Source organism: Paenibacillus sp. J22FR21, from assembly GCF_056269135.1.
Genome location: NZ_JBWDNJ010000001.1, coordinates 945,349 through 961,270 on the forward strand (window position 1 = coordinate 945,349; position 15,922 = coordinate 961,270).

Sequence of the window (15,922 nt, forward strand, 5' to 3'; positions counted from 1 at the left end):
ATATTAAATATTACGAGCTGTGCTGTCTCTAATTATAAGCTCGGGTTTCTTAGGAGGCTCGAGCTTAATAGGTATGCCTTCGATCCGCTGCAGCAGCATATCGACCATTTTACCGCTGGCATGTGAAATATCGAAGCTGACGCTCGTTATGTTCGGCCGAAGACTGCGATATAGATCAGAAGGACCAAAGCCAATCATGGAGATGTCCTGCGGTACGCGATAGCCATAGTCGTAGAAATAGTTCAGCGCCGCCACCGTTGTAATCTCGTTCGAAATCATAAGCGCCGTAGGTCTCTGGGTTTGGAGAAGCTGGTGAATCCCATTGTAGCTCTCTTCCATTTGGCCGGGAATACGAACGATATCATCATCCTTAAACGGCAATCCGTACTCGTTATAAGCTTTCTTAACGCCATTAATTCTCTCGTTGTTGAAGGAAATAACATCACCTTTGATGCTGCCTACAATAAAGCGGATATCGGTATGATTCAAATCAAGCAGATACTTGGCCGCCATGTAGCCGGCTTCAAGATCGTCGGAAGATGTATAGTAAATATCCTCAGGATTATTCGAATATTTCATGTTAAATACATAAGGAATACCGGCTTCCTCCAGCATAGCGGCCAGGGATTCATTGTTAGAAGGGCTTAATATAATAAAGCCGTCCGCTACTTGACTCTTAATGACATTAAAGAAAGTTTCGGAATCCGGATCACTTGCAGTAATAATCAGGATATTGTAGCCTTCGCTGTGTGCCTTCTCGGTCAATGCTTTGAATAGAGCCTGGAAGCCGGCATTGAAAATCAACTCGCTGATATGCTGCGCGCTTACGACCAGCCCGAGTATGCCGCTTTTACCGGATTTAAACATACGCGCGGTTTTGCTGGGGATATAACCTAAACTCTTAACGGCCTCAAGAACCCGCTGCCTGGTGATCGGCTTTACGAGACTTGAACCGTTCATAACTCTGGATACGGTGGAGGGCGTCACTTTGGCTTTCTCGGCGACGTCGTGTATGGTTGGCTTCTTGATTTTACGTTCCTCCTAGCTAGTCCCACGAAATGATAACGATGCCATTCTATTTGGATTGTAAGGGTTTGCGAACTAAAACGCCAGCGGAAAGTGAATCATCCCATTTCTTGTATTGACAGCGTTCTGCAATCTAGGATAATATTGGCTCGAAAAGGCTTACAAATCCTTCTTGATCGCATAAACGTCAAGCGAAGGCAGTGTGAGTTTTTTATTTCAACATAATTGGCAACGTTGCCAATTATGAGGTCGAAAGTCGCACATAATCGCCTTGAAACGAAATTAATGGGCATCAAGTACTGTCACATCACTGCTTACCATTTATGGCAACGTTAACATTATTCCAAATCACTCCTTGAGTGAACCCAGGAGGCATACGAAATGAAACTATCATTAGGTTGCGATCATGCCGGATTCCATCTGAAGTCCGCGGTCTCCGCACATCTGGCATCTATCGGCTGTGAAGTAATTGATCATGGCTGTTACAGCGCCGACGCCGTTGATTTTCCCGATATTGCAAGATTGGTCTGCCAGTCCGTTCTTAAAGGTGAAGCTGAACGCGGAATCATGGTATGCGGAACAGGCGTTGGCGCAAGTATTGCCGCGAATAAGATTCCGGGTATTCGAGCCGCTGTCTGTCATGACTATCATTCCGCGCATCAAAGCGTTGAGCATGATGACGTTAATGTGATGTGCGTAGGCGCTCAAATCGTTGGGGAGTGGCTGGTCAAAGACTTGATTTCCTCCTACGTGTCAGCGACCTTCAGCACGGAAGAACATTTCCGCAGAAGAGTTGAGAAATTAGCCATTCTTGAACGTGAAGCAGCGATTAAACTACCTGAATAAATTGCGGGAGGTCTGTTCATGCAAAGCGTACTGAAATTATCCCCTACATCAGCTCCGGCATTGAAGTCACCTTATATTCAGATTACGAAACCCAAGCTGCTGCAAGAAGCAGGTAAGCTATCTTCCCAGGAACAAGCTTACGGGGTCGAGCTGGAGGAACTTTATCATTTCATCCATCAGTCGATATCGAGCGCGCTCCATGAAGCGAAGCAGCACACCGACTTTAACTACTGGTACAGCAAGGATCGGAATCAGCGAAAGGTGGAAGAGGCGTTGTCATATATTGATGAGCATTTCCATGAAGATTTTGGCTTAGAGCAGGTTACGGATATTATGCACTGTTCTTCGACCTATCTAAATCGGCTGCTGAAGCAGTACACGGGAAGTACCTTCTACAATCTGCTGACTCAGAAAAGAATCGAGCACTCTAAGCATCTGCTTGCAATGGATCATCAGACGGTATGGGAAATCAGCAGCGAGGTCGGCTACACCAATGTGCATAGCTTCATACGAGCTTTCAAGCGCAGTGTTGGAGTTACTCCCGGGCACTTCCGTGAAAGCTGTCTCGCACATTCAGGTTGAACCGGTTAAGCAACGGACAAAGGCCGATCCGAGCAATGACAACGAAGACTTGCCGGTTTCGCTCGCATCAGCCGTGCCGCTTGAAATTACTTATGTGTTGCTAGTTTGTTAAACATATCGATATAGACGAGGCTTCGGTCAATGTCGATCGCTTCTTTGTAGAAGTGTCTGTCATCATCGGTGGAATACGTGAAATTCGGATTCAGAATCGGTGTTCTTCGCACGACAGAGGGCACCCATTCCTCATTCAACAGCCATGCGATGGCCGAGACATCCCAGAGTACCTTCGACCAACCAGGGCGATTGAGGCCGAAACGTTCGAAGCGACCATGGAACAGATCGCTGAAATAGGTACCTAGCTTGTTGCGGTCTCGCAAGCAAGCGTCGATTTCGTAGGTAGAGGTCAGCAGATGGGATGCGACGCTGTGACATGGCAGCACGACTAGCGGAACGCCGCTGTCATAGATAATGCTCGAAGCGTGATAGTCTTGCGATACATTGAAAATATCTTGCGTAGGCCACCAGTAAGAGTTTGGTCCAAGCCAGACTACGACGATTTTCCGGATGATTTCGGGGCATTTGACGATAGCCGAAGCGACGTTCGTAATGGCACCTATAGCGACGACATAAAGTGGGTCATCCAGGTCAGCTTCAAGTGCCAATGCTATGATTTTATCTACAGCCTCACTTGGAACCGGTTCTTCGCGGCTGCTCATGAATTGTGCAGATCCTCTATAAACAGGGGGAGGTGACTGCAGGTCCATCAGCTTGTAGATGTTGAAAATCTCGTTATAGCTTTTCTCCATACCTTCACCTGGGCTCGTTGAATTCCAATTGAAGAATGGAGCAGCAGTGACTGCCAGTAGGTCGATCTTATCCGGCGATAGCAGCGTGTATGCCAGTGCAAATTGATCGTCCACTTCATTGAATGCATCCGTGTCCAGAATCATTTTCACTTTGCCTGTCGGATGGTTCAGCCGCTGCAGCATCGCTGCGTGATCGAGCTGATAGTTTGCCCAACTGCTCATTTGATGCACCTCTTTCATTCCATGTTCGGTAGTTTGTAAGCTTCGAATTCAGTATAGGGGAGCGACTCGGATTTCGAAATGTTCATATATCGAATGACGGAACGTTAGATTTCTGTACATCTTGTTCGATAATTGAGAGTGGCCGGTTGAGAACTGTTTATATAATCGGGCATCCCCCTTCATTACAATAAAACCATGGAACTACCAATTAGTTGTAGAGCACATTATGAATTTTGGGGAGCGAATTAGCCATGAGTGAGCAAGTCTCTTTATTTGACAAATTTTACGGATGCATCGCCGGCGTTCATATCGGTTCCGCAATGGGCGCGCCGGTAGAAGGCTGGGATTTCGATCGAATCGACGCACAGTATGGCATTCTTGAAGATTTGCTGCCCTACGAGCATTTCCATAACGGCTGGGTTCGCGAAGCAGGGACGACAGAGGATGGCGTAGAGCGCCAGAAGCTGATGATCTCCGCGATCATGGAGAAGCAGGACCGCGTCACGGCCGAGGATGTCCGCAATATGTGGATTTCGAGGATCAAGCCGGAATCGGCGGGAATGATCTCTGAGCCTTTCGAGGCCGTACTGCTAGCCATGGCCAAGAGCGGCATTCCAGCCAGGGACATCGGCAAATATTGCGATTATGCAGGGTTAAACAGCTTCTCGCGTTCTTGCCATCCCATCGGATTAATTAATGCCGGCGATATTCCTAATGCCATTCATGATGTGAATGAAGTCGGCCAGCTCTATCAAACAACGAACGGTCGCGGACTGAAATGGGCGACAGTTACAGCGGTTGCTATCGCATCCGGCACCAAAGCAGGTGCTACCGTTGACAGCGTACTTGGCGCGATCTTCGATCACTGCGATCCGGATGTGGTGGTAAGAGAACTGGAACGTGAGCTCAAACGGACCGCGAACATCGAGGACTATCGTGAATTTAGGAAGACGCTCTATGAGTCATACAACATTCGAGGCATTCCTTACGAGGTTAGTTATGCGAATGAAGTGGTGACCAAAGCGGTCTGTATCTTTAATAGGGCCCAAGGAAATGTCAAAGAAGCGATGGTTGCCGCTGTTAATATGGGACGCGATACCGACTGTGTGACTGCGGTTGCAGCCGGTATATCCGGTGCGTTAACCGGCACGACTACGATTCCGGAGTCCTGGATCAAACAAACGGACTATGCAACAACACTGCATGTCGTTACCAACTCCCAGCGCACGATCAAAGAGCACGCGGATGGCTTGTACCAAGCTTATCGTTCGCGATTACATAAGCTGAAGGCTTATACCGAGCTGATGGGTGCATTGTAGGTTGTCGTGATCACGAGAATGAGTTAAACAAAGAGGAGCGAGCGACGATGAGTGAAGTAGTCAGCTTACAAGATAAATTCTACGGTTGTATCGCAGGGGCACAAGTTGGAGCAGCTCTCGGCGCGCCTGCACAAGGGCTAACTTGGCAGGATAGCGAAGCCGAGTTCGGCGTCCTTGATCAGCTGAAGCCCTATGAGGATGGTTGGTTCCGCGAACCCGGAACGACCGGAAGCGGAATCGAGAGGCAGAAGCTGCTCATTACGGCGATCTTAGAGCGACAGGATCGGGTAACGGCCGAGGACGTTCGTGCGATCTGGGTGTCCGATATGCCAATGGAAGCAGCTGCAAAGATCATGGAATCTTATGATGTCAGTTTGCTGGCGGTTGCGAATAGCGGCATTCCGGCACGTGATCTCGGCAAATATTGCGATTATGCGGGACTCAATAGCTTCGCCGGATACTGTCAGCCCGTTGGGTTGATCAACGCAGGTGATGTAAAGAATGCGATCCGCGATGCATTCGAGCTCGGTCAGCTTTACCAAGCATCCAGAAGCTATGGCGTGAAGTGGTCGGGCGTAACCGCTGCCGCGATTGCCTCCGCTACGAAACCAGGCGCAACGATTGACAGCGTAATCCAAGATGTATTCTCCAACTGCGTTTATTCCGATGTAGGTGCTAAGATTGATGGCTACAAGTACGGTTACTTAAGAGATAACGTGGTCGATGAACTCGAATCCGGATTGAAGCTGACAGAAGGATGCCGTGATTTCCGTGAATTACGAGAAGCCTTCGATAAGAGCTACCGCGGCTGCGGCGTTCCATACGGCAATAGCTTTGCCAACGAAGTCGTGACTAAAGCCATTTGTATTGTAAGAATGGTAAACGCCAATGTGCATGATGCGATTATCGCCGGGGCTAACATGGGCCGAGACAGCGTAAGCGTTGCGGCGCTGGCTGGCGGACTTGCAGGTGCAATCAGCGGTGCAGCAACATTGCCGGATAACCTCATTCAGCAAGTGGATTATGCCGCCGGCATTAACAAATATACGTGCTCAAAACGGACGATTCGCGAACAAGCGGATGGCGTCTATCAAGCTTTTCAAAGCCGGCTGAGCATAATTAATAAATTAGTTGAAGAAATGCTCGTATAAGAGGTATAGGTTTTATGTTTAGCGGACATACTAGCAATTATTGCGTTCATACGGTCAGATGGAAGACATGTTTACCGGATAATTGAATCATTGGAGTGAAGTATTGCCTGCAATTTGGCTTTAATCGCCTCTGTATATACGCAGTATCAAGAAGCTGAGATCATCGCGATCCAGCTTCTTTTTGATGCTCTAAAGGTTGCCTAGGAACTAAGCTTCTGCTGCAGGAATGATGATAGGCGCTTCAATTAACAAGGGTGCTGCTTTGGATGCATGAGTTGGATGCAGATCAGGCTCTAGAAGTGGTCCATGCTCCTGCTGAGGAGCTCTTTTCCATTTCTTCACGACATGTTCCATCCCGATGGGGAAGATGGTTAAGTTTCCGCCTTTATCAATATGGATACGGATGAAGTTCTTCCAGTTGTCGATTTGCATCGCAGAGAAAGCTTCGCCGCTGTGACGACCGAAACCATTCAGCGATAGGAGCAAATACAGCCCCATGATGACCGATCCGATGATCCATCCGCCATATGCGATTAATAGGCCGGTCAATGCCCATGCACCGAGTCCCCAATGAAAATGGAATTCCGTACGGACCAGATAGACAGCCGCGCAGCCGATGAAGAATGCAGCTGCAACATGGGATAAACCATGCAGGCAGCCGGCGATCCATTTGTACGTGTGGGAATGCGTATCCGTAAACAGCCAGAATCCGCCGACTATGATGAACATCCATATAAACGCGCCGGGTGTATGAGCAATCTTGTTGAAGGAAGACGTTACGAGATCCAGATAGGTCGCAGCTGCAGGGGGTGCGGTGGTGACGGATAGCACGGAGTTGCACGCTAACAGATAGAGAATAGCCGTTACGACACCGAACATCTGGTTTTTCCAAACGAACAGCAGATTGCCCCAGGTCAGTCGTCTTGATGCGGCAACATTCGGGAAGTCCATTTTTCGTTTAAATTCGATTGGTTTCTCATCCTCGTTCTTGTGCGCATAGATGGCTTGATCTTTGAGATCGTGCGTAGGATGAAGGAAGGCGCCACCACCGCCGGCCGTGATTTTCTCTACTTTGCGGCTATGATCCGCTGAACCGTCGGCTTGGACAGGGATATGCTCGAATCTGCGATAATGATGAAGATCGCCGGCGATGAAAATTTGAATGTCGACCTTGTTCTTATTCAGCATATTTTCCAGGAAGGTTAGATTGTTCTCGTTGTAAATCGGATCGAACTTCCCATATTTATGCGCGGAAACCCAGTAAGGCTCAGCATTGCACAGAATAACGCGATCACCGGCTTGCATTTGCGCAGCGATATGCTCGAAATAGCGCACCTGCTGGCCGTCGATGTCCGAATTCAGCTGAACATCGGTGCCAAGAAGCCACCAGCCATGAGGAAGCTTCAAGGCAAAGTAACTCTTCTGCTGCGGTGCGTGCCAGCCATTGAACCATTTGCGCGAAGTAAATATACGTGAGAATGAAATTAAGCCGTCATACCAGTCATGGTTACCGGGTACGGCGAAAACTTGCGGATGCGGGTCAGCCGTATATCCTTGAGCGAGATAATAAGGTGTAATCAGCCTGTTCATATACTCATCTCGGTTTGCAGTAGGGTAAACTTGGTCACCGCCAAATATAAGGACATCTCCGCGTTTGGTCGCAACGGTCTTCCTTGTTTCAGGATCAACCAGCAGCAATTCCGGACGTGTGGCATGATACGCAATGGAATAAGTGGAATCAAACCCATCGCCGAGGTCACTGATGTAATCAATCCATATTTCATCACGTGGAAGGTCCGCATCCGTCAAGTAGAAGCCATCCTGATCCACCTTATAGTTCCCGGATTCATCGTGTACGAATTGCTTGGAGTAATCGTTCAGTTGTTCTTCCTTCTGGTTGAATGCCTCAATTAATCGAAAGTCTGAATAGAGCCCGAAGATGGTCGAGAGGACCGTCTTCATACCTGTAACGACTAATTGTTTCGGATTAAACCATTCGACCATTCTAGGTCGTGTATTGGGATCCGCAATCATTTTCTCTGCCAGCTGCTGAACCTTGCTCTTTCCCATATGCTTCTCCTTTCAGCATGCCTAAGTAGATATATTATTCCATAATTCTGCTGCAAATCACGTCGAATTGCGTCCGCAGCGGATACTCTTCCCCCACAACAAACAAGCCTGCCGAATGTACGGGCAGGCTTGTTCGATCATTAGCTGAAGCGTTGCAATACTAAATAACCACTGATACTCGATGTGCTTTTGCGAAACACGATTTTGAAGCCGATGTCGTTGTCCAATAAGCAGTTTAAGGCATTTATTAGCAACGCACCTTCCTGCAGATTAGCACGGCAGGGATAGGCAGAGCCAATTACACGAGAAGCGAGAATTCTACGTGGGGATCCGCTTACCAACGGGTTTCTCGACCAACTAATAAGAATTAAGTCAGGCTGTTGAGTAGCTTTTATACGAGCCATAATATTCACCTACTTCTCTTCTAGCGTTACTCTATTAGATGAGAATCAGCGTGAAATGGTGATAGATTAAGAGAAAGAATACGTGTAAGAGGCAGTATAAGACTAGCTAACCTAGATTAATGGAGGCAGCCTGACTGTAGAAACACCCAAGCCTTCCCCATCAATAATGAATACGGTGTAATACATTAATTCTACAACCTAAGGGGATGAATATGTCGCGATATGTAGGAAGCAAATGGACGAAGACAGTTGCTATACGCAAACAACCTTTTCTCGCTCAGTACGTGCCAGAGACCTCGAGAATGACTAAGCTATCGCTTAGAAGACAATTGCTAAAGTATCGCATGGTATACGTGAAACCTGAGTTTGGCATGCACGGTAATGGCGTTATGCGCGTAGAGATGGTGGAGCAGGGTTATCGCTGTCAGCTCGGCAACACGATCAGAACCTACAAGGAGTTTGACTCCTTATATAGAGGCATCACAGCAGCGAAACAAAGAGGGCGATATCTTGTTCAGAAGGGAATCCATCTATTAAAGCATAATGGAAGAAGATTCGATATTCGCGTTATGGCGCAATACACACCAAGGAGGCAATGGATTACTACGGGGATTATCGGCAGAGTTGCAGCCAAACACAAGATTGTCACCAATTATCACAGCGGCGGTCAAATTCTCACGGCTGAGAAACTACTCCATTCTCATACCGAGAAGGTGCAATCTAAGCTCGAACTGCTGTCGAAGCTAGGCGTAGTAGCTGGGCAGGCGATGGGCCGTTCATTTCCTGGTGTTCGTATGATTGGACTGGATGTTGCCCTAGATCAATCACTCAATCCGTGGGTGCTTGAAGTAAATACTTCTCCGGATCCTCATATTTTCAGAAAACATCCGAATCCGCAAATCTATCGAAGTATTATGAAGCTGATCAGAACGAATGCCAGATAATCGCTGTATTCAGAAGCCGCGGCAACGCGGCTTTTGTTGCCTCACAATTACCCAAAACAAACAAAAATCAAACATGTAATCCAAAACATTTTTAATACTTTGTTCTTATCATAAGATGTGTTGGAAAGAATAACGCAATACCAATATACTTATATAAACTTCACACATAACAGATTAAGTACCATTTCATCAGATAAGGTGAGATTCATAATGAAGCTTGGTCAAATGGAGAAGATCAATCTATTCGAAGCTACCAAAAACATGAGTGAATATACCAACTTTATTGTCGGCGAAGTCAACGATCATGTCTTAAGAGCAGCAAGGGGAAGTCTTCACCGTCCCGCAAAATGTGTTACATAGAACGCGTTCGAACGGACGGACGATAAAACTTTGTTTTGAGAAAAAAGAAGAAATGCTAGCTTTCGGTAATGAATAGAAAGTCACCATGGCAGGAGGATAAGACACTGAAAAAAATCGGATGTTTTCATGCACACTATTCCAATATCGCTCATATCGAGAAGGCACTTGAGCCTTATGCAGTGGAGCTGGTTCACTTCGTAGATCCCGGACTGGATCGCATCAAGAACGATGCTCATTTCACCAAACAGCTGGCTGAGAAGAAAGTGAGTGAAACGCTTGAGTGGATTTCCAACTGTCATGTGGATGCGATATTAATTACATGCACCTATTTTACTTCCATCATGCATGATGAGCTTAAGCGTTTGCCAATCCCGATTATCAAGATCGATGAACCGTTATACCGGGATCTCTCCAATCAGGACAAGCCGGTTGTATTCGTTTTTACGAATCCGAATACGATTGAGGGGACTATGAGTCAGTTCCGGCATTATACGGAGAGTAAGGGAATAAACATTCAGGCTGAATCCAGATTGATTTCAAACACCTTCGAGCTGATCATGCAGGGCAAAACAAAAGAATACATCTGCGAGGTTTCTACGGGTCTCCTCAACATCGCGAAGGAACAACCTGGTGCCAAGATTATAGCTGCACAACTCTCCATGGTACCTGCCGCGAGATATGCCGAGAGCTTACTGAATGCTGAGATTGGAAATGCACTGGCTTCATTGTCCGGCCATTTGGAGCAAATCCTCCAGTTAAATAAGCATGAATTGTGAAATGAGCGAAGGAAGATGTATCGTCATGATACATCTTTTTCACATGTAAGCAAACCAAACAAAATTCTAATACTTTTCTCAATAAAGGAGTGTCATTCGAGTGCTAAATTCCAACTCAGAGCTTCTAGACAACAGTTCGGATGAAGTATTAGTCGAGAATCAGAAGCAATACATAATTGAGCTGCGCGAACGATTGTTTGTCTTGAGAAATCTGTCCGAACTTGCGGATGATATGATTTGTTACGAGCAAGCCAGACAAATCTATCGAATCGTTCATTCGATCAAAGGAAGCGCTCCAATATTAGGTTTCGACAGAATCGGCAGCATGGCCGCGCATATGATCAGCGAATGGGAATGGACGCAAGAGGAAGCGAATGAGCCTGATCAGCGGGTTTCTCTTCAGCTTCAGTTCAAGGAAAGCGCACGTGCATTGGATAAACTTCTCCCGGAACTGGAACAAGAATTAGAGAGCCGTACAAGTGGTATCAAGCCAAGTAACGTCCAAGCAGCTAATCGAAACATGGACAGCGAAATGCAGCTGGGTAAACGCATCTTAATCATTGAGGATGATAATATTCTGCGCGGATATCTGGCTCGAAGACTCTTCTTGGATGGGTATCAGGTCGATGAAGCTTCTAACGTAGAAGATGCGATTACGCTGCTGCGAATCCATCACTATCAGCTCATTACGCTCGACTTAATGATGTATCCGAAGAGCGGCTACGAAATCTTTGAAATTCTTAAAGAAGATATGATGATCCGTTGGATTCCCATGATTGTATTATCCGGCCGTGATGATATTCGGGATAAGGTACGCTGTTTTCAAATGGGAGCGGATGATTATGTCGTCAAACCGTTTCATTATGATGAACTGTGTGCACGCGTTCGAAGATTGATTGAGCGCAACCAAGAGTATAACTTCATGGCCTTTCACGATCCGCTTACAGGACTCTTCAATCGGCGGTACATGGACAAACAAATTCAGCTCGAGCTCGCCCGGGTCAATCGCTATCCTTCACCAATTACAATGATCATCCTGGACATCGATTATTTCAAAGCGATTAACGATAATTTCGGCCATCAAATCGGTGATATGGTGCTTCAGAGCTTTAGCAATATTCTGACGAGCCAGCTCCGCAAATCAGATATGATTGCCAGGTGGGGCGGCGAAGAATTTATGATCCTTATGCCCGGCACGCGAGATACAGAAGCTGTAACCCTAGTAGAATCCGTACTTACACATGTCCGCGAGAATCCGATCTTTGTCGATAATACGAGGAATACCTTTATTACCTTCTCTGCAGGTGTTGTACAGTGGAGACCGCAGAGCAGCATCACCGTCTGGACCCGCCATGCTGACTTTGCTCTCTATAAAGCGAAGCGCACAGGAAGAAACCGCGTCGTTAAATCGTCCCTCCGGAAAACAGTCGCGAAGAAGATCCTGGTCGTGGAAGATGATCGCGTACTAAGACGAATGATCGTGGAATTGGTGAAGGGCTGCTCCGAGCAAGTGTTGGAAGCCACAAATGGACTCGAAGCCTATGAGTTGTTGACTAAAGAAGATATTGATTTATGTATATTGGATTTCAACATGCCGAACCTCGATGGTTTGGCGATGCTTAGACGAGTGAATCAAGAGGGGAATGTATCGAAGCGAACGAAATTTTTGATGGTTTCCGGCAACGAGAGCCATCATAATATAAAGACAGCCATAACATTAGGCGCTGATGGCTACATTACGAAGCCATTTACATTCCCTGAATTGAAGAAGAAGGTCCTATCCTTGTTACAGCTGCGATAAAAGATTATTCGGAGGATAACAGAATGAACACAGCAATTACCGTATTAAGAAGAGTGCCGACACTGGCTGAATTCAAGCATCTATGCCAGGGAGTAGGTTGGAACGACTACATGAACTTCGATGTAGCGGAAAAATCATTAAGCCGTTCCTTATTCGGCGTTGTCATAGAGGATCAGGGCAAACCTATTGGTATGGGAAGAGTGGTCGGAGATGGCCGCATTTATTTCTATATTCAAGATATTGTAGTGCTGCCTGGTTACCAGAACCAAGGAATCGGGAAGATGATTATGGAAACGATCAAACAATTTCTGGAGGACCATGCACCTGAGAAAGCGTTTGTCGGTTTGTTTGCTGCACAAGGCAAAGAATCGTTCTATACCAAATACGGATTTCAGAACCATGACGGGATGACCGGAATGTTCGGCGTCATTCATAATGGCGTATTGAGCTAGTCTTTGTAAATCGTACCGCTGCCCATGACTTTCGTTGTTTCATGGTTTCGTTGAACCCAGAACACGATCGAGAAAATAACGATACATACGAAGGTAAGCATAAAGTTGTATAGAAACATCTTACGCATGCCAACCGCTTCGCTCGCGATTCCGCCGGCCAAGCTTCCGATAATACGGGCAACGCCTAGCGTTAATAGTCCGTTCAAGGTTTGACCGCTCGCTTTGAGCTCATTCGGCACTTCTTTATTGATGACATTCGCCATGGTGACGGATAATACGATGAAGATCAATCCGTGAAGCGCTTGAGTCGGCAGCAGCCAGACAGGGTCGTGAATGGTCGAGAACAGATACCACCGAAGCGCGGCTGCTACGCCTGCCCCAAGCAATATGTGCGAGGTTTGAATACGCCGGAAGATTTGTTTAGACATTAACAGGAATGGCACTTCGCTTAAGGAAGAGATGACCATCGACCATCCAAGCCAGGCGCTGTCGCCGCCCATTTCCTTGAAATACAGCGGGAAGAACGCATAATAATAGCCGAGTGTAATTTGAAAAACAAAGTTAGCACTTAAGTACAGCATTAATTTCCGATTACGGAATAACACCCAGACCGGAACTTTGCGATTTCTGGCTTGATGGCCTTCAATCTTCGGGAAGCGCAGTGCGAGTAAGAAGCAACAGGCAAGGATAATCGCATAGACGCCAAACAGCCAGTCAATTCGTTTCTGAGCGATGAGTCCAAATACAATCGACATGACTGCAAAGCCGAACGTCCCGCCCATGCGAATGAGGCTGAAATTCCCTTTACCACGCTTATCCAGTGTTTCTAATGTAACCGCGTCGGTTAACGCAAATATCGGGGATTGAAAGAACGTAAAGATACAGATAAATACAAGCAAAAATACAAAGTGATTGGATAACGGATAGAGCAATACGGTAAGACCGGTACCTACGATGAGAAATAGCAGAATGCTGTTCTTCGTCCTGGCGCGGTCGCTGACCAGCCCCCAGACGGGCTGTGCGAGGATGGCGACTAGCGGACCAAGCCCCAGCAAGGTACCAATCTGGGATTGCGTAAATCCGATGTGCTGGAAGTAAAGTGGAATAAATGTACCATACACGGCATTGGCCATGTAGAAGAATACATAGAAGAAGACGAAATAAGTAAGATTGATCGGCATGGTGTACCTTCCTTTGTTAACGGCTTTAAGTGGTATCGCACTTGTAGTAGTTCCTCGTTGGGCGGTCGATTCCTGCAAGCGAACTCTGCCGGACGATAACGAAAACCAAGGCTGCCGGAATGGCAGCCTTGGTTTATTTCGATTAGATATGCGAGAACTTTGCGAATTTCTTGCGATACAGCTTCTCCAGACCGACGGAGATGAGATGGAAGCCAAGTATATAGATGATGTAGAGGGCAAGCGGAATGAACAGAATCCATTGGTAAATAAATAGATTATTTCGGGCTTGACCGATTAGGCCGCTCCATTCATTCGTGCGGCTCACAAATTGAATAGGATCGAAATACTGGGTCGTACCTCCAACGAATATATTGAAGATAGCCAACTGCCCGAACAGTCCCAATATAAGCACAACTTCTTGTACGAACAAGATGACGAAGCTTTCCTTCATGTGAGGGAAGATGTGAGTGCGGATTATAGTCGCGTGACTTGCGCCGATTGACTTGGCCGACAGCACGAATTGGCGTTCTTTCACGATCATTGTTTTTTCTTTCATGGTTGAAGCTACTGATGGGATCCCAACAACGGTTAAGACGACGGCAATGATTAACGACATATAGAAGGGAGAGGTCGCCGGATTCATGGTAATGCCGATCATGATCATCCAAACGATGATGAAGATCGGAATCCCGTTCAATACATTCCAGATCGGAAACGATTTGGTGTCAGGCTCCTTCTCTTTTCCCATATAGCCAAGGAACAGTCCAATCAATCCGCCAAGGAACACACGAGCTATCGCCACTGCGAGTGAAATGAAGATCGTATATTTGGAGCCCGCAAGCAGTTTCGCCATCATATCGTAGCCGTCTTTATCGGTTCCGAAGAGAAAATTATCGTTTGGCGCAGCAGGAGGCACATAGAGCGTGCTGTTTCCATCGGCATCGACGACATAATCGGTTTCGAAATGATCATTAAGATCATGAGGCGCGAAATATTGTCCGAACAGCGAGGCAGCGATCATCATCAAGGTGATGAGCAGGCCGGCCAGTAATGTTTTATTCATCGTACAAACACCTTCTCCCATCCGAATACGACTACCTTGAGCAGCGCATAGATGATGGCATACAGCAGCAGAAGCGTGATTATTCCGTTCACGACAAGACTGTATTGGTAGCCTCCATATGCAAACGCGTTAGAGAAAACAAGCAGCGTAACGCCATTTAGATTGTATAAATATTCGAAGATGAATAGATTGCCGAATAAGATGCCCATGAACTTGTGCAAATCAGCTTTGACGAAAGGAAGTACATTCGGAAGGGCATGATAGAATACAATGTAGGTTTTCCCAAGTCCGCGTGCCTTTGCAAAATTAATATAATCTTCGGTCAGCGTGTGGCTCATATGCAATGCGACATTTCGAATCATATAAATGGCTGGTATAATGATCGTAGAAATCAAGGGTAGTGCAATCGCCGGATCATCGGTCGAGAAGCTTGCCACTTGGAAGATGACCAGTCCGGTTTCAGAAGCGATAAACACGATAAGAAATTGAAGCAGGAGCACGATGACGAAATCCGGAAATACACTCGTTAACTCCAAGATGCGTTTCAGCCAAACGACACGCGAGACTGCAAAATAAACGCCAAGAATGATGCCGAGCGTCATGCCGACAACAGCCCCGATAATCATGTACGTGAAGGTAACGGAGAAGCTGCTGCCGATCTGTTCCCAGAACGATAATTCGGTTTTGCCGGACAAGTATTGGAAGGAGTTTCCGCTCCAAAGGCCGTCAACGTAGCTGTGAATGCTGGAGAAACCTTTCGCCCAGTGGAATTGAAGCGAACTGTCCAAGCGGTCTGGCACAAGCACGGCAGGGAACATGGCGAAGAGAAGAACGAACAGCAAGATTCCGGGAATAACTAACGATAGTTGGATTGTTTTTGACATACAGTGATCGCTTCCTTTCTAATAGATTTCCAGTT

The 15,922-nt window shown here is 46.7% G+C and carries 14 protein-coding genes; 8 read left to right on the plus strand and 6 right to left on the minus strand.

The genetic code is table 11. The features are described 5' to 3' along the window. Positions 1-3 precede the first annotated feature (3 nt). Complete coding sequence (locus tag AC0YNS_RS04720; protein WP_475780107.1) at positions 4-1,029, minus strand: LacI family DNA-binding transcriptional regulator; 1,026 nt, start codon at positions 1,027-1,029, stop codon at positions 4-6. A gap of 378 nt (positions 1,030-1,407) precedes the next feature. Here AC0YNS_RS04720 and rpiB point away from each other — a divergent pair, with 378 nt between their 5' ends. Both rpiB and AC0YNS_RS04730 read left to right on the plus strand, forming a co-directional pair. Further along, entirely contained in the window at positions 1,408-1,872 is a 465-nt protein-coding gene (gene rpiB / locus AC0YNS_RS04725) for a ribose 5-phosphate isomerase B (protein ID WP_475779852.1), read from the plus strand. An 18-nt stretch (positions 1,873-1,890) separates the two neighbouring features. After that, positions 1,891-2,454 carry a helix-turn-helix transcriptional regulator gene (locus AC0YNS_RS04730; RefSeq protein ID WP_475779853.1) on the plus strand — a complete coding sequence of 188 codons (564 nt, stop codon included), beginning with the start codon at positions 1,891-1,893 and terminating at the stop codon, positions 2,452-2,454. Between the two features lie 86 nt (positions 2,455-2,540). Here AC0YNS_RS04730 and AC0YNS_RS04735 read toward each other — a convergent pair whose 3' ends face one another. Beyond that, positions 2,541-3,482 (minus strand): nucleoside hydrolase, encoded by a 942-nt coding sequence (locus AC0YNS_RS04735; protein WP_475779854.1) that lies wholly within the window; start codon positions 3,480-3,482, stop codon positions 2,541-2,543. A 251-nt stretch (positions 3,483-3,733) separates the two neighbouring features. On the opposite strand from AC0YNS_RS04735, the gene AC0YNS_RS04740 reads away from it, so the two are divergent. Further along, on the plus strand, positions 3,734-4,801 hold the full coding sequence (locus AC0YNS_RS04740) for an ADP-ribosylglycohydrolase family protein (RefSeq protein WP_475779855.1): 1,068 nt from the start codon (positions 3,734-3,736) through the stop codon (positions 4,799-4,801). 47 nt (positions 4,802-4,848) lie between these two features. Beyond that, entirely contained in the window at positions 4,849-5,952 is a 1,104-nt protein-coding gene (locus AC0YNS_RS04745) for an ADP-ribosylglycohydrolase family protein (RefSeq protein ID WP_475779856.1), read from the plus strand. 207 nt (positions 5,953-6,159) lie between these two features. Here the strand turns inward: AC0YNS_RS04745 and AC0YNS_RS04750 are convergent, their stop codons facing one another. Beyond that, complete coding sequence (locus AC0YNS_RS04750; RefSeq protein WP_475779857.1) at positions 6,160-8,022, minus strand: metallophosphoesterase; 1,863 nt, start codon at positions 8,020-8,022, stop codon at positions 6,160-6,162. 616 nt (positions 8,023-8,638) lie between these two features. Between AC0YNS_RS04750 and AC0YNS_RS04755 the strand changes: the two genes are divergently transcribed. From AC0YNS_RS04755 to AC0YNS_RS04770, 4 genes are all read left to right on the plus strand, one after another. Beyond that, a complete protein-coding gene (locus AC0YNS_RS04755; protein WP_475779858.1) occupies positions 8,639-9,370 on the plus strand; it encodes a YheC/YheD family protein in 732 nt (243 codons plus the stop codon). 428 nt (positions 9,371-9,798) lie between these two features. Further along, positions 9,799-10,506: an aspartate/glutamate racemase family protein gene (locus tag AC0YNS_RS04760; RefSeq protein WP_475779859.1), complete on the plus strand. Its 708-nt coding sequence runs from the start codon at positions 9,799-9,801 to the stop codon at positions 10,504-10,506. Positions 10,507-10,606: 100 nt separating this feature from the next. Further along, positions 10,607-12,307 (plus strand): diguanylate cyclase, encoded by a 1,701-nt coding sequence (locus AC0YNS_RS04765; protein WP_475779860.1) that lies wholly within the window; start codon positions 10,607-10,609, stop codon positions 12,305-12,307. A gap of 23 nt (positions 12,308-12,330) precedes the next feature. Beyond that, positions 12,331-12,759 (plus strand): GNAT family N-acetyltransferase, encoded by a 429-nt coding sequence (locus tag AC0YNS_RS04770; protein ID WP_475779861.1) that lies wholly within the window; start codon positions 12,331-12,333, stop codon positions 12,757-12,759. Here the strand turns inward: AC0YNS_RS04770 and AC0YNS_RS04775 are convergent. The 3 genes from AC0YNS_RS04775 to AC0YNS_RS04785 all read right to left on the minus strand — a co-directional run bounded on the left by AC0YNS_RS04775 (position 12,756) and on the right by AC0YNS_RS04785 (position 15,887). Beyond that, positions 12,756-13,940: an MFS transporter gene (locus AC0YNS_RS04775; protein ID WP_475779862.1), complete on the minus strand. Its 1,185-nt coding sequence runs from the start codon at positions 13,938-13,940 to the stop codon at positions 12,756-12,758. The two genes, AC0YNS_RS04770 and AC0YNS_RS04775, sit on opposite strands and share 4 nt — an antisense overlap. Positions 13,941-14,082: 142 nt before the next feature. After that, positions 14,083-15,003, minus strand: a complete 921-nt coding sequence (locus AC0YNS_RS04780; protein WP_475779863.1) for an ABC transporter permease — start codon at positions 15,001-15,003, stop codon at positions 14,083-14,085. Continuing rightward, on the minus strand, positions 15,000-15,887 hold the full coding sequence (locus AC0YNS_RS04785) for an ABC transporter permease subunit (RefSeq protein ID WP_475779864.1): 888 nt from the start codon (positions 15,885-15,887) through the stop codon (positions 15,000-15,002). Before AC0YNS_RS04785 ends, AC0YNS_RS04780 begins: the two co-directional genes overlap by 4 nt. Between the last annotated feature and the right edge of the window lie 35 nt (positions 15,888-15,922).

Bases quoted from the DNA above. Each gene is read 5' to 3' on its own strand.
- rpiB (WP_475779852.1), top strand. From the start codon at position 1,408: ATGAAACTATCATTAGGTTGCGATCATGCCGGATTCCATCTGAAGTCC.
- AC0YNS_RS04730 (WP_475779853.1), top strand. From the start codon at position 1,891: ATGCAAAGCGTACTGAAATTATCCCCTACATCAGCTCCGGCATTGAAG.
- AC0YNS_RS04735 (WP_475779854.1), bottom strand. From the start codon at position 3,482: ATGAGCAGTTGGGCAAACTATCAGCTCGATCACGCAGCGATGCTGCAG.
- AC0YNS_RS04740 (WP_475779855.1), top strand. From the start codon at position 3,734: ATGAGTGAGCAAGTCTCTTTATTTGACAAATTTTACGGATGCATCGCC.
- AC0YNS_RS04745 (WP_475779856.1), top strand. From the start codon at position 4,849: ATGAGTGAAGTAGTCAGCTTACAAGATAAATTCTACGGTTGTATCGCA.
- AC0YNS_RS04750 (WP_475779857.1), bottom strand. From the start codon at position 8,022: ATGGGAAAGAGCAAGGTTCAGCAGCTGGCAGAGAAAATGATTGCGGAT.
- AC0YNS_RS04755 (WP_475779858.1), top strand. From the start codon at position 8,639: ATGTCGCGATATGTAGGAAGCAAATGGACGAAGACAGTTGCTATACGC.
- AC0YNS_RS04760 (WP_475779859.1), top strand. From the start codon at position 9,799: ATGAATAGAAAGTCACCATGGCAGGAGGATAAGACACTGAAAAAAATC.
- AC0YNS_RS04770 (WP_475779861.1), top strand. From the start codon at position 12,331: ATGAACACAGCAATTACCGTATTAAGAAGAGTGCCGACACTGGCTGAA.
- AC0YNS_RS04775 (WP_475779862.1), bottom strand. From the start codon at position 13,940: ATGCCGATCAATCTTACTTATTTCGTCTTCTTCTATGTATTCTTCTAC.
- AC0YNS_RS04780 (WP_475779863.1), bottom strand. From the start codon at position 15,003: ATGAATAAAACATTACTGGCCGGCCTGCTCATCACCTTGATGATGATC.
- AC0YNS_RS04785 (WP_475779864.1), bottom strand. From the start codon at position 15,887: ATGTCAAAAACAATCCAACTATCGTTAGTTATTCCCGGAATCTTGCTG.